This window comes from Emticicia sp. SJ17W-69 (assembly GCF_051209875.1).
Lineage (GTDB): Bacteria > Bacteroidota > Bacteroidia > Cytophagales > Spirosomataceae > Emticicia.
In genome coordinates, this window is record NZ_JBNTQY010000001.1 from 3,575,785 (window position 1) to 3,590,510 (window position 14,726).

At 35.7% G+C, this 14,726-nt stretch carries 13 protein-coding genes; 2 read left to right on the forward strand and 11 right to left on the reverse strand.

All coding sequences use genetic code 11. The annotated features are described in order from the left end of the window. Nucleotides 1–32: 32 nt before the first annotated feature. A complete protein-coding gene (locus ACQUQZ_RS14560; protein ID WP_435355747.1) occupies nt 33–3,473 on the forward strand; it encodes a ThuA domain-containing protein in 3,441 nt (1,146 codons plus the stop codon). Between the two features lie 36 nt (nt 3,474–3,509). Here the strand turns inward: ACQUQZ_RS14560 and ade are convergent, their stop codons facing one another. Then, a complete protein-coding gene (ade, locus tag ACQUQZ_RS14565) occupies nt 3,510–5,150 on the reverse strand; it encodes an adenine deaminase (RefSeq protein ID WP_435355748.1) in 1,641 nt (546 codons plus the stop codon). Nucleotides 5,151–5,704: 554 nt separating this feature from the next. Here ade and ACQUQZ_RS14570 point away from each other — a divergent pair. Next, nucleotides 5,705–6,073, forward strand: a complete 369-nt coding sequence (locus tag ACQUQZ_RS14570; RefSeq protein ID WP_435355749.1) for a hypothetical protein — start codon at nt 5,705–5,707, stop codon at nt 6,071–6,073. A gap of 63 nt (nt 6,074–6,136) precedes the next feature. Here the strand turns inward: ACQUQZ_RS14570 and ACQUQZ_RS14575 are convergent, their stop codons facing one another. The 10 genes from ACQUQZ_RS14575 to ACQUQZ_RS14620 all read right to left on the reverse strand — a co-directional run bounded on the left by ACQUQZ_RS14575 (nt 6,137) and on the right by ACQUQZ_RS14620 (nt 14,639). Then, on the reverse strand, nt 6,137–6,682 hold the full coding sequence (locus ACQUQZ_RS14575; protein WP_435355750.1) for an NADH-quinone oxidoreductase subunit J family protein: 546 nt from the start codon (nt 6,680–6,682) through the stop codon (nt 6,137–6,139). A 45-nt stretch (nt 6,683–6,727) separates the two neighbouring features. Then, entirely contained in the window at nt 6,728–7,273 is a 546-nt protein-coding gene (locus ACQUQZ_RS14580; protein ID WP_435355751.1) for a NuoI/complex I 23 kDa subunit family protein, read from the reverse strand. A gap of 163 nt (nt 7,274–7,436) precedes the next feature. Next, nucleotides 7,437–8,612, reverse strand: a complete 1,176-nt coding sequence (gene nuoH / locus ACQUQZ_RS14585) for an NADH-quinone oxidoreductase subunit NuoH (RefSeq protein WP_435355753.1) — start codon at nt 8,610–8,612, stop codon at nt 7,437–7,439. A gap of 120 nt (nt 8,613–8,732) precedes the next feature. Next, a complete protein-coding gene (locus tag ACQUQZ_RS14590) occupies nt 8,733–9,824 on the reverse strand; it encodes a 2Fe-2S iron-sulfur cluster-binding protein (RefSeq protein WP_435355754.1) in 1,092 nt (363 codons plus the stop codon). A gap of 55 nt (nt 9,825–9,879) precedes the next feature. Next, entirely contained in the window at nt 9,880–11,217 is a 1,338-nt protein-coding gene (gene nuoF / locus ACQUQZ_RS14595) for an NADH-quinone oxidoreductase subunit NuoF (protein WP_435355755.1), read from the reverse strand. Nucleotides 11,218–11,223: 6 nt separating this feature from the next. Then, the gene (nuoE, locus tag ACQUQZ_RS14600; RefSeq protein WP_435355756.1) at nt 11,224–11,721 is read right to left on the reverse strand and encodes an NADH-quinone oxidoreductase subunit NuoE; all 498 of its coding nucleotides are present in this window, start codon (nt 11,719–11,721) and stop codon (nt 11,224–11,226) included. Nucleotides 11,722–11,735: 14 nt separating this feature from the next. Then, nucleotides 11,736–12,971: an NADH dehydrogenase (quinone) subunit D gene (gene nuoD / locus ACQUQZ_RS14605; protein ID WP_435355758.1), complete on the reverse strand. Its 1,236-nt coding sequence runs from the start codon at nt 12,969–12,971 to the stop codon at nt 11,736–11,738. Between the two features lie 72 nt (nt 12,972–13,043). Beyond that, nucleotides 13,044–13,541, reverse strand: a complete 498-nt coding sequence (locus ACQUQZ_RS14610) for an NADH-quinone oxidoreductase subunit C (RefSeq protein ID WP_435355759.1) — start codon at nt 13,539–13,541, stop codon at nt 13,044–13,046. A gap of 19 nt (nt 13,542–13,560) precedes the next feature. Next, nucleotides 13,561–14,106 carry an NADH-quinone oxidoreductase subunit B gene (locus ACQUQZ_RS14615; protein WP_435355761.1) on the reverse strand — a complete coding sequence of 182 codons (546 nt, stop codon included), beginning with the start codon at nt 14,104–14,106 and terminating at the stop codon, nt 13,561–13,563. 158 nt (nt 14,107–14,264) lie between these two features. Further along, nucleotides 14,265–14,639, reverse strand: coding sequence for an NADH-quinone oxidoreductase subunit A (locus ACQUQZ_RS14620; RefSeq protein WP_435355762.1), 375 nt, complete (start codon nt 14,637–14,639; stop codon nt 14,265–14,267). Between the last annotated feature and the right edge of the window lie 87 nt (nt 14,640–14,726).

Consider the following 14,726-nt stretch of genomic DNA (forward strand, 5'->3'; position numbering starts at 1 on the left):
CATTTATTCAACCAATATAACAAAACTCACCCATGAATCTGCAATTCTTGCCACCAAGAAGGCTATTTCTTGCAATATTTCTATTTTTAGCTACTCAATCAACACTTTTTGCTCAAACTCCCAAAGTTTTGGTTTTTTCAAAAACAAAAGGTTGGCATCATAGCAGTATTCCTTTTGGTATCAAAGCCATTCAAAAATTAGGTCAAGAAAATAATTTTGGTGTTGATACCACTACAAACTCAACTTTATTTACTGACCTATATTTACAAAATTATCAAACCGTTATCTTCAATAATACAACTGGAGATATATTGAATAATGAACAGCAAGCCGCATTTGAGAGATATATTCAAGCAGGTGGTGGCTTTGTAGGAATTCACTCGGCCACCGACACCGAATATGCTTGGCCTTGGTATGGCGAATTGGTTGGAGCCTATTTTGGTAGCCATCCTAATAATTCTAACGTGAGAAAAGCAACCGTCGAAGTGGTTGATAATCAACATATTGCCTCGGCACATCTACCTAAAACATGGGAAAGAACTGATGAATGGTATAATTTCAAATATCTCTATCACGGTATCAAACCCTTAGCTTATTTAGATGAAAATACTTATGAAGGTGGAACTAATGGAGGCAATCACCCTATTACTTGGTACCATGAATATGATGGCGGCAGAGCCTTCTACACAGCAAATGGACATACTGATGAAAGTTATTCAGAACCTCTTTATCTTCAACATCTATTGGGAGGAATAAGGTATGCTTTGGGCGACGGTAAACCACTGAATTACTCAAAATCATACGCAAAAGCTGTTCCCGAAGAAAATCGTTTTGAGAAAACAGTTTTGGTAAACGACCTTAATAACCCAATGGAATTGGCAATTGCCAAAGATGGTAGAATATTTTTCACAGAATTGGCTGGAAATCTTTCAGTTTTTAATACAAAAACAAATGAGCATAAACTTATTCATCGTTTCCCTTTGGTAATGAAAGGTGGCACTGGACTTATTGGAATTACTCTTGACCCAAATTTTGAGCAAAATCAATGGATTTACCTATATTATTCTCCCCCAATCGAAGGGGAGCCTATTTTGTTTAATTTATCTAGATTCAAACTCAATCCCAACAATACACTTGATTTAAGTTCGGAAAAAATTTTATTACAAGTTCCAGTTCAAATCAATAGTGGAGCTCATCATGGCGGTTCGTTGGCTTTTGATAAAAAGGGAAATTTGTTTTTATCAACTGGTGATGGTACAACTCCCTTTCCATCAGATGGTTATGCTCCACTTGATGAAAGAAAAGATGAAAAATACTATCCCATGGATGCCCAAAGGTCAGCGGCAAATACCAATGATTTTAAAGGAAAAATTCTAAAAATACACCCAGAGAAAGATGGTTCTTACACAATCCCCGAAGGAAATATGTTTCCGAAAGGTATGGAACGAACCAAGCCTGAAATATTTGCAATGGGATGTAGAAATCCATATAGAATTGCTATAAATCCAAAAACTTCGACAGTTTATTGGGGTGAGATAGGCCCTGATGCTGGTGAAGATAAAGAACGAGGACCAAGAGGTTATGATGAATTTAATCAAGCTAAAAAGCCAGGATATTATGGCTGGCCTTATTTTGTGGGTAATAATTATGCTTATACGGAGTGGGATTTTGAAAATGGCAAAGCTGGGCCAAAATATGACCCCAAAAAACCTATTAATAATTCACCAAACAATACTGGATTGACCGAACTTCCACCAGCTGTTGCTCCGATGATTTGGTATCCTTATGCACTTTCTCCTGAATTTCCTGAGTTGGGTTTAGGTGGTCGTAGTGCCATGGCAGGTGAGTTTTATACATTTAATAAAAATGCCACTTCAAAAAAACAAATCCCTGAATATTATGATGGAGCATTATTTGTTTTTGATTGGATGCGAAATTGGATGCTTGCCTTGCGTTTGGATGAAAATGAAAATTATATACGTAGCGAAAAATTTATGCCAACCAACGGCGATTTCAGACGCCCTATTGATTTGACTTTTGGAAGTGATGGTGTAATGTATGTTTTAGAATATGGCTCAGTCTATGGAGCAGATAATATTGATGCGAGATTGGTAAAAATCGAATATAATGGTGAAAATAGATCGCCAAAAGCCGATGCCTACTTTGCTGATTCAAAATTGATAGAAAAGGTCAATGCACAATCTTTTATCACTTCAGAAAATAAAAATTTCCCTAAACCCAAAGAGATTGTTGGCAAAGCACCGCTGACTGTAAAAGTAACAGGACGAGGCTCTGACCCTGATTTTGATGATCAATTAAGCTATCAATGGTTACTGAATGGCGAAATAATTTCTGATAAACCAAGTGCTGACTACACATTTACAAAATCTGGTAAATATAAACTCTTATTCAAAGTAACTGATAAAAAAGGTAGTTCGACAATTGATACTTTATTGGCTATTGTTGGTAATGAAAAACCTATGATTATAATAAAGTCAAGTAAGAACAAATCTTTTTATTGGGAAAATCAAACATTCGACTATGAAATTGATATAAAAGATGCAGAAGATAAAATCATTAACTCTAAAAAGTTAAAAACTGTATATAATTATAATCCACAGCCTTATAGTCCTGATGCCGAACCTGCTGGTGGAACAAAAGCTATTTCGACAGTTGAGTCAGGTTCGATAGGAAAAACATTGATGGAGGCAAGTGACTGTAAAGCATGCCATACAATTGATAAAAAAGCTGTTGGCCCATCTTTTATTGATGTTTCTAAAAAATATGCTGGTCGTGAAGGTTCATTGCAATTATTAACTACCAAAATTATTGAAGGTGGTGGTGGCAATTGGGGAACGGTTCATGTGATGGCTGCTCACCCACAATTGGCCAAACAGGATGTCAACGAAATGGTAAAATATATATTATCGCTCAGTGACCCAAAAAAGTTATTCAAAACAATTCCACAAAAAGGTTCTTTGGCATTAACTGAACATAAAACTGATAATCCTAAAGGATTTTATACTATTAAATCACAATATACCGATAATAAAACGCCTGATGCTGCTGCTCAAACCAATTCAGATATGCTTCGATTGAAATACAATAGTCTAAGGGCGATGGATGCAGATTTGCACCCAGGCTTTATATTTGAGTGGGGACAATTACGTCAAGGCGATTCAAAAGCCTATCTTTTATATAGAAATATTGACTTAACGGGTATAAAAACTATTAGTTTTGAATATGCTTCGCAAGATAAAAATGGCGAAATAGAAATCAGAAAAAATTCGGTAGCTGGGCCAATAATTGGCAAAGTAAAATTTGAAGCAACAGGAAATTGGGATACGATGAAATGGGTAACTTGTGAATTAGAAAAACCCGAAGCCGTTTTTCAAGATTTATACTTCGTTGCAGTTAAAAGAGATAAACCTACGGATAAGATTATCAAATTTAAGACTGTAAAATTTGATTAATAGTTAATTAGGTCTGAATGGTAAAACTATTCAGACCTAATTTTCAAATAAATCAACAAATTCAAATTTTTCGCCATCAAAGAGTCCCAAATCACTCAATTTTAGAGCTGGTATAACCAATAATGCCATAAAAGATAAACTCATAAAAGGTGATAAAAGCGTACTACTAAGTTGTTCTTTTACAAAACGGTCGATCATTGTATAACTTTCTGCAATTTTATAACCATCTTCATTACTCATTAAGCCCGCCACTGGTAAGCCCAAAACACCTCTTTTTGTATTACTTACAGCAGAAACGCCTCCTTTTTCTCTGATAATTAAATTTATTGCCTCACATATTGCAGCATCATCAACACCCACCGCAATAATATTATGTGAATCATGCCCAACCGATGAAGCAATTGCTCCTTCTTTCAATCCATAATTATTGATAAATGCAATGGCTGGAGGAGCAGTTCTATAGCGGTTTAGAACAACAATTTTCAAGACATCATTTGCTAAATTTGATATAACCAACCCATTTTCAATCTTTGGTTCTACAAAAATTTCTTTGGTAATTAGTTGACCATCAATGACTTGTATTACCCTAAGTCTCTTAGAATCTGATGGTGCATTGATTTGAATTTGTGCTGGAGAAATGGGTTCACAATCAAAATTATTAATAATTTCACTTGCTAAATTTTCAATTAATGAAACACCATTTTCTGCTACTTTATTGCCATTAATGTAGGTTTCTAAAACATTAAAATCGTCTAAATTATCTACTAAGATAAAATCAGCCCAGTCTCCTTCACGTAGCAAGCCAACACTCATTCTATAGTGTAAAACCGGATTGATTGTGGCCATTCTTAATACCTTAAACTTATCAATTCCTTTGGCAATTGCTCGTTTTACCAATTGATTGATATGACCTTCTACCAAATTATCAGGGTGCTTATCATCAGAACAAAACATCATATTTGCAAAATACTGATCAGCGAGAGGAATTAACTCTTCAAAGTTCTTTGCGGCACTTCCTTCTCGAATCAAGATTTTCATACCCAATTTTAACTTTTCCAATGCTTCACTCTTTGTAAAACATTCGTGGTCTGTTTCAATTCCTGCGTCAATATATTTTTTTGCTGATGCACCTTTTAGACCTGGGGCATGGCCATCTATTGGTTTATTAAACGCTTTTGCTAACTCTATTTTTTGCATGACCATTGGGTCATTATGCAAAACACCTGGAAAGTTCATCATTTCGGCTAAATACCCAACCTCTTTATAGCCAAAAAGGTGTACAATATCTTGACTTGTAATTTCAGCTCCTGCGGTTTCAAAAGTTGTTGCTGGCACACATGATGGAGCTCCAAAACAAAATTTGAATGGCACTCTTCGGCCATCGTTGATCATATATTCAACGCCTTTTACTCCTAAAACATTAGCGATTTCGTGTGGGTCAGAAACGGTGCCGACTGTTCCATGAACTACTGCCAAACGTGCAAATTGTGTAGGAGTAAGCATCGAGCTTTCGATATGAACATGAGAATCTACCAATCCAGGTAAAATGTATTTTTCACCTTTCTTTTCATCTCCTTGATAGCTTATTTGCTGGATTCTTCCATTTTCAATAGTAAGCACACCATACTCAACTGTACTATCAAAAACATTTACAATATTGGCACTAATAGTAGTCATAGCAGAATATTATGAAAATTTATGCTCGTAAATTAAGTGATTTTTCGTTAAATATCACCATTTCAAGATAAAGAAATATCAAAATGAATAACTAAGGCAGATAATTTATAAGCAATAACGGAAGAAAATATAATGAAGTACTGTAATTTAAATAAAAAAGTCACCCGATAATACCAGATGACTTTAAATCTATTGAGTGAACCTTTTTGAATATGGGTAATACAGGGTTGCGAGCTATCGCATATTTGTATTTTGATATTTTTATGTGTGCATATTTCACGGATACAGCAAGTAAATCCAAAATCATGCCAAATGTAAATTAAATGGTATGACTTAATTTCTATTTAATTTAGTACCTAAAAATAACTTTTTAACAATATTTTTCATTGTTTTTAATTTTGGCACTGAATTTGAGAAGCGAGCATTTGCATCTATTCTATATTCTTGCTGAATTTTTCATTCATCAATTTTTTCTTTTTTTGGTATAGATAAGATTTTACTGATATTTTCGTTTACAATCATTGAGTAAAAAAATCTTTATACTATCTATCAAAGTGGAAAATCAAAAAGAAAGACTATTAAAAAAATTCAAAGAAAAAAAGAACTTTGATTTATTAGCAAGCATTATAATTGATGCAATTGGAATGGCGACTTTCATTGTGCCTGCTCTCGGTGAAGTTGCGGATCTAATAATTGCCCCAATTATTTCAATCTTAATTTATGCCGTCCATCGCACTACATTTGGAGCTATTGCTGGTTTTTTAGAAGAAATTATTCCTTTTACAGATATTATTCCAACAGCAACCATTATTTGGTTTTATAGATATATCTTAAAGAAAAACGCCACATTTGAAGAATTTATTAGTAAATATTCAAATACAAAAGGCAATCAATCAAAGAGATTAATTGAGCACTCATTGTAGGTAGTTCATAAAAAGCAAAAGCCTTCGAAATCTCGAAGGCTTTTGCTTTTTATGACTTGATCATTAGAAATGTCTCTCACCTGGCTCACGTTTAGCAAGCATCACAGCACCTGCCATTGCCACTAAAAATAACACTGATACTAATTCAAATGGCAATAAGTATTCTCCATACAGCGATTTACCTAAAACTTCAACCATCCCTGTTTGTGAATTGAAAGTTAGAGTGTTTAATGGTTCTCGCTCTGATCTTCTCAAGAAAATAACTAAAATCCCCCCCATTAGCACAGCAGTTGTAATTGCCGCACCAATTATTTTATTATTTTTCATTTCGTCGGCTTCTTCTCTCATATTTAAAAACATGATAACAAATAAGAAAAGTACCATGATAGCACCTGCATAAACTATAATATTAACTGCAGCCAAGAATTGAGCATTTAATAAGATGTAATGAGCAGAAATCGAAAAGAAGGTAACAATCAAATAAATGACACTATGCACTGGATTTTTCGACATAATTGTGCCTAGAGCTCCAAAAAGCGTCAGCACTGAAAGAATCGCAAAACTGTACCAGATTGGCGGCAACTGTAGTATATTTTTAAAAATCTCCATATTTTTTATTTTATTAGAATGTGTTCTTGAAAATTAAACACCTTCTTATTTCCAAAGTTTCATTTCATCTTCTCTTGTCCAAGCATCACGATGATAGCGGTGATTCATGTCTTCGACCAATTGATCTTTGCCATAAATTACATCAGCACGATCTGTAAATACTGGCACAAATTTATCATGTCGCAAATAAACAGCTTGCTTCGGACAGGCTTCCTCACAAAGACCGCAAAAAATACAACGAAGCATATTAATTTCATAAACAGCAGCATATTTTTCTTCACGATAAAGGTGTTCTTCTCCCTTTACACGCTCTTGTGCCACCATCGAAATTGCTTCTGCTGGACACGCTACTGCACAAAGCCCGCAAGCTGTACAACGCTCACGTCCATCTTCATCACGTTTCAAAATATGATGTCCACGAAAAACAGGGCCGAGATAACGTTTTTGCTCAGGATACTGAATTGTAGGCTTTTTCATGAAGAAGTGCCTAATAGTAATACCCAAACCCGTAGCTAATGAAGGAAGATAACTTCTTTCAAATAAGCTCATTTCAGATTTATCAGTTTTTTTTGCTCTATTTGTTAATTGCATAATCTAATGAGTGATTGAGTAAATGAGCGAATGCGTAAATTAATTTATACCAGTTATTCAAAAATTTAGACTTTAATAATTGAACTGTTATTTTTAATCCACTAATTCTGCACTCATAATTCATAATTTCTATTCGCACGGGTATAAACCCTTCATAATTGATTTAAGCTCCCAAAACAGCATTTTGTTTTTTCGGACGCAATGCCCAAAAGATTGAGATAATGGCAAGCATTATAGCTAAACCTACCCAAATTCCAATTAATTTATATCCAGATAACATTGCAACAGCCGTAACAATTAAATTTCCAACTGCCAAAGGTATTAAACCTTTCCATCCAAGGTTCATTAATTGGTCATAACGGAATCTTGGAACTGTCCAGCGTACCCACATAAAGAAGAATATACCAAACAAAATTTTTGTAAACATTGCTCCAATACCTAACAAAGTAGCAACATTATGACCCGCATTGTTTCCAAAAACTCCGATCAATTGTGTCTGTACCCAATCCATTCCAGGATAATTATATCCACCAAAAAATAAGCACGCAGTTACCGCTGATGAAGCAAACATATTGATGTACTCGGCAAAAAGATAAAAACCTAATTTCATCGAACTATATTCAGTGTGGTATCCTCCAACTAATTCAGTTTCACATTCGGGTAAGTCAAAAGGTGTACGATTACATTCTGCAAATGCACAAACGATAAAAATTAAACAACCCAATGGTTGGTAGAAGAAATTCCAATTTCCCCCATGCTGTTGTTCTGTTATTCCACGTAGAGATAGCGTTCCTGACATCATCAAAATAGCAATAATCGACATCCCCATTGCCAATTCATAACTAATATTTTGCGACGCAGCACGAATAGCTCCTAACAATGAAAATTTGTTGTTTGATGCCCAACCACCAATCATTACACCATACACACCCAATGAAACAACACCAAAAACATATAGAATTCCAATATTAATTTCAATTCCTTGTACCATCAAGGCTTTTCCATCCACGATAAAAGTATCACCAAATGGGATAACAGCACTCGACATCAAAGCTGTAAACATTGAAAGACAAGGCCCTAAAATAAATAGCCATTTATCAGCTTGTGCTGGAATAAAATCTTCTTTAAAAAACATTTTACCTGCATCGGCAAGTGGTTGTAATAAACCACCCCAACCCGCACGGTTTGGCCCTTCACGGTCTTGGATATAAGCAGCAACTTTTCGCTCTGCCCATGTTGAATAAGCTGCAATACCTAATGTTACTGCAAAAATGACTATAATAATTAAGGTTTTCCAAAGGTACATACTCTCGGTTAACCATTGTATAAAAGAACCCATAAATTGTATTTACGATTTACGATTTAAGAATTACGAGTTTATATTTCGTATCTGTACACCGAATTACTTAATCTTTTTTCTCTACAAAATAACTTCTAAACATTGTCTAATGACAATTAACTATTTTTGAAAATAGCTTTTATTTTGCTCCATTAAAGCTTGATAATCTTCTGATTTTTTAATTTCAGACATATCAGTGTTAAATGAGCGGCTATCCTCAATCTTTTTAAATTGTGATTCTGCTAATTTTAAAGCAAAATCAGGCTTTTTGATCAAATTGCTACCATATTTATTGGCAGAAATTACTGAAGCTCGATTTACCTTTGTAGGCCCTTCAATTACCCAATCACTCGTTTTCTTCTTTTCAAAGCGACAAGTATTACAGATAAACTCTTTCACCTCACCCCATTCGTTTTTACGTGCCGTTACACGAATAACCTCGTCGCCTCTGTACCAAAGTTGTACATTTCCACTACATTTTTCACAATCACAATGAGCATCAACTGGTTTTGAGAACCAAACACGATTTTTAAAACGATATGTTTTATCGGTCAATGCTCCAACTGGACATACATCAATAACGTTTCCTGAAAAATCATTATCGATAGCTTTTCCGATATATGTTGAGATTTCAGCATGGTCACCTCTACCCATTACACCATGAACACGTTTATCTGTAATTTGATCAGCAGTATAAACACAACGATAACACAACACACAGCGTGTCATGTGAAGTTGGATATAAGGTCCAATATCTTCTTTCTCAAAAGTACGTCTTTCTTCTTGATAACGAGTGGTTCCAACGCCATTTTCATAAGAAAAATCTTGTAAATGACATTCTCCTGCTTGATCGCATACAGGACAATCAAGGGGGTGATTTAATAACAAAAATTCAACAACCGCCTTACGAGCCTCCACTACTTGAGGGCTTGAAAAGTTTTCGACAATCATGCCATCTTGTACAGGTGTAATACAAGAAGCTACTAATTTAGGCATTGGACGAGGGTCTTTTGCCGAACCAGCAGCTACTCTTACCAAACAAGCACGGCACTTACCGCCTGTTCCTTTCAATGGTTCGTAATAGCACATGGCTGGGGGTGCTACTTCAGGACCAATTTTTCGAGCCGCTTGCATGATGGTTGTGCCAGGTGCAACTTCCACCTCTACGCCATCAACTGTTACTTTAAACAATGTTGGTTTTATATCTTCCATCAGTTTTTCTGATAAATAATCTCAGTTCTTATATTTTTATGTTTTCTCTGGCAAATTATACTAAAACACCACCCATGTAAACAGCACCAGGCTTGGTTGCTTCAACAGGATGCTTGATGTGCCATTCAAACTCATCACGGAAATGACGAATTGCACTGGCAACTGGCCAAGCTGCAGCGTCTCCTAATGGGCAGATTGTATTACCTTCTATTTTCTTAGAAACATCAACCAATAGATCAATATCACTCATATTTCCTTTGCCATGCTCGATGCGATTCAATACTTTTTGCATCCAACCAGTACCTTCTCGGCAAGGCGAGCATTGTCCACAAGATTCGTGTTCGTAAAAACGAGAAAAATTCCAAGTATTACGTACAATACAAGCGGTTTCATCAAAAACAATGAAACCTCCTGAACCAAGCATTGTGCCACTTACGAACCCTCCATCAGAAAGCGATTCATAAGACATCAATCTATCTTCACCTTTGATATTTTTCAAGAATAAAGCTCCTGGCACAATTGGAACCGAAGACCCTCCTGCTACCACAGCTTTCAATTGATGTCCTGCTCGTACCCCTCCACAATATTCATCAGAATTCAAAAACTCATCACAAGACAAGCCTAAATTGATTTCATAAACGCCTGGATTTTTGATATGTCCCGAAGCAGAAATCAGTTTTGTACCTGTGCTTTTACCAATCCCAACTGCGGCATAAGCCTCGCCACCATTATTGATAATCCAAGATACGGTAGCTATTGATTCTACATTATTAACAACCGTTGGAGATTGATAAAGTCCTTTTACCGCTGGGAAAGGTGGTTTATTTCTTGGATTACCTCGTTTTCCTTCAAGTGACTCCAAAAGAGCAGTTTCTTCTCCACAAATATATGCACCTCCACCAGGATGAACAACTAATTCGAGGTCATAGCCACTTCCAAGAATATTTTTTCCAAGAAAGCCTGCCGCTTTTGCTTCTTCAATAGCTTTTTCGAGAATACGAATGACATACATCAATTCGCCACGAACATATATAAATGATTTGTTTGCACCTAATGCAAAACTTGAGATAATCATTCCTTCAATCAACAAGTGAGGAAGATTTTTCATCAAATAATGGTCTTTGAAAGTACCAGGTTCTGATTCGTCAGCATTACAAACCAAATAGCGAGGAATGCCTTCTGGTTTTGCCAAGAATGACCATTTCATACCCATCGGGAAACCTGCCCCACCACGGCCACGTACACCAGATTTTTTTACTTCTTCCACAACTTCATCTGGAGTCATCTTTTTGATGGCTTTTTCGACTGCTGTATAACCACCTTTTTTTCGATAAACCTCAAAAGTTTCGATTCCTGGTGTGTTGATGTGTTCGGTTAATATTTTTGTTGACATATATTTTTACTTAGACAAGTCATCAATTATTTCATCGACTTTCTGATTATTGAGGTGCATATAATACTTTTCACGAATTTGGAAACATGGTCCCCAACCACAAGCTGCTAAACACTCTACTTCCTTCAGTGTAAAAAGTCCGTCAGTAGTTGTTTGACCTTTTTTTATGCCTAATTTTTGTTGCAAATGAGCATAAACCTCTTCGCCACCCATTAATACACAAGGGCCTGTCCGACAATATTCTATGACATGTTTGCCAACTGGTTCAAGATGAAACATGGTATAAAAAGTTGCTACTTCATATACCTCAATTGGTGTAATATCTAGTAATTCAGCCACATAATCCATTACTTCTTGACTCATCCAAGCGAATTGCTCTTGGGCTAAGTGCATGATGGGCATAATTGCCGATTTTTGTTTCCCTTCAGGATAACGGGCAATCATTTCTTTGGCTTTTGCCAAACGCTCAGGTGTAAAAGCTATTGTATTTATTGTTTCAGTCATTTTTAAATCAAATTTTACGCATCTAATTCTCCAGCAATTACATTCAAACTACTCATGATGGCAATGGCATCAGAAATCGCAACGCCTTTACACATTTCAGGATAAGCTTGATAATAGATAAAGCTTGGACGGCGGAAATGTAAACGATAAGGAGCTCTACCACCATCACTTACCAAATAAAAACCAAGTTCTCCATTTCCACCTTCAACTGCATGATATACTTCGCCAACTGGAGCATCAATTTCACCCATCACAATTTTAAAGTGATAAATGAGTGCTTCCATGTTTTTGTAAACATCATGTTTTGGAGGTAAATAATAATGGTCTTCGTTGGCATAATGTGGACCTGCAGGTAAGTTTTCAAGAGCTTGCTTGATAATTTTCATACTTTCCCACATTTCTTGGTTACGCACCATAAAGCGGTCATAAGTATCACCATTATGTCCAACTGGAATATCAAACTCAAAATCTTGGTAAGATGAATATGGTTCCATTACACGTACATCATAATCAACACCTGCTGCACGAAGATTTGGCCCTGTAAATCCATATTCTAAAGCACGTTCGGCTGTAATTGGCCCAACATTTACTACTCTATCTATAAAAATCCTATTACGGTTGAATAATTTTTCAAATTCTGCCAATGTTTTTGGCAAATCATGATAAATTAATTGCTTGATTTTAGTGATTGCTGTTGGAGACAAATCACGCTCCATACCGCCAATACGACCCATATTTGTCGTAAGCCTTGCTCCACACATTTCCTCATAGATTTCATATATTTTCTCTCTTTCTTGAAACAAATATAAAAATCCAGAATAAGCACCAGTATCAACTCCCAAAATTGAATTACAAATCAAATGGTCAGCAATACGAGCCAATTCCATCATGATCACACGGATATATTCGGCACGTTTTGGAACCGTTACACCTAATAATTTTTCTACTGTCATGTGCCATCCCATATTATTGATAGGTGACGAACAATAGTTCATTCGGTCAGTAAGTGTAGTGATTTGATAGAATGGACGGCGTTCTGCAATTTTTTCGAATGCACGGTGAATGTATCCAATCGTTTGCTCTCCCGAAACAATTTTTTCACCATCCATTTTCAAGATATTTTGAAAAATACCATGTGTAGCGGGGTGAGTCGGGCCGAGATTAAGGGTTGTATATTCAGTATCTTCAACAATTGGGCGATTGAAGGCCAACGCATCAGATGTATTTTTTGGTATGAGTAAGTCTTCCATTCTAAATGACTGAATGAGCGAATGATTGAATGAGTAAATAAATTTTATATGCCATGCTCTTTACTCTAATAATTATCTTCCAAACAAGGCATCAATTTTATCTTGACGAGTGGCATCTTCCAATGGATATTCTTTTCTCATCGGGAAATAATCCATTTCTTCAATATTAAGAATACGAATTAATTTTGGGTGACCATCGAAAATAATTCCAAAGAAATCGTAAGTTTCACGCTCCATCCAATTGGCACAAGCATGAACAGTTGATGCTGTTGGTATATGTAAATCATCTTGTGAAAGAAATACTTTAATACGTATCCTTACATTATTTTCAAGGCTATGTAAATGATAGATTACACCAAATTCAGCTCCTTGATTATCAGGTAAATGGATACCTGTAAGGTCGGTTAAGAATTTGAAACGAAAAGTTTCATGCTTGTTGAGGTAGTCAAGCAAAGTAATAATATTTTGACGATTGGTTGTAAAAGTAAGTAGTCCCCAAGGTTCTTCAAAGGCACTTACATTTTCACCAAAACGGCTCAATAAATCTTCAGCTATTTCTTGATTTGTCATTCCAGTTTGTAAATTTTACTTATTGAATTTTATAAGATTCTAATAAGGCTTGGTATTCGTCGGTATTTCTACGACGAAGCGATTCATTTATGGCCAATTGTTGGATTTGCATCAAGCCATCCAAAATTTGTTCTGGACGTGGTGGGCAACCTGGTACATACACATCAACTGGTATTACTCTATCTATACCTTGAAGCACAGAATAAGTATCAAAAACACCTCCACTTGAAGCACAAGCACCTACAGCAATAACCCAACGTGGTTCGGCCATTTGTAGATAAACCTGCTTCACAATTGGAGCCATTTTCTTAGCAATTGTTCCCATTACCATCAATAAATCAGCTTGTCTTGGAGAGAAACTAGGTCTTTCTGAACCAAAACGTGAAATATCATAATGTGAACCCATAGTAGCCATGAATTCGATGCCACAACATGAGGTAGCAAAAGGTAATGGCCAAAGAGAATTGCTACGAGCAATACCAATTACTTTATCAAAAGATGTTGCGAAAAAGCCAGTTCCTTCGTGTCCTTCGGGTGCTTCAATTAATTTTACTGGATTACTCATAAGTGGTATTTACGATTGATGATTGATGATTTACGATTTTCTAAAAACTATCGCTATCTCAATCGAATTACTTATTTTATCAATTATCAGCATTACATGCTGCATATTTCTAATTAACAACTACTTGTTTGGATCAATTGTTTTCAAAGCTGAGAGCCTTAATCTCTTTCCCAACTCAAAACGCCTTTGCGAATGATGTAGTAGAAACCAGCCATCAATAAAGTTACGAATGTAAGCATTTCAACAAATCCAAACCAACCTAATTTCATAAAATTGACAGCCCAAGGATACATAAATATAATTTCGACATCAAATAATACGAATAAAATAGCTGTCAAAAAATATTTAATTGAAATAGGAGCTCTGGCATCGCCCTGTGCTTCGATACCACATTCAAATGGAGCATCTTTTAATTCACTTTTTCGCTTAGGCCCGATAGCATGGGTTACCACCATGGTAGTAACAATAAATCCTATGGCAGCTAATAACTGCACTAAAATTGGAAGGAAATCTGAAGGCAAGTATTCTTTCATACAACAACAATTGTGTAAAGCTGAGTTTTTAAGAAAATATGCACATTAATCCACCTGAATAGATGTTTATATTTTCTGCACCAAAAT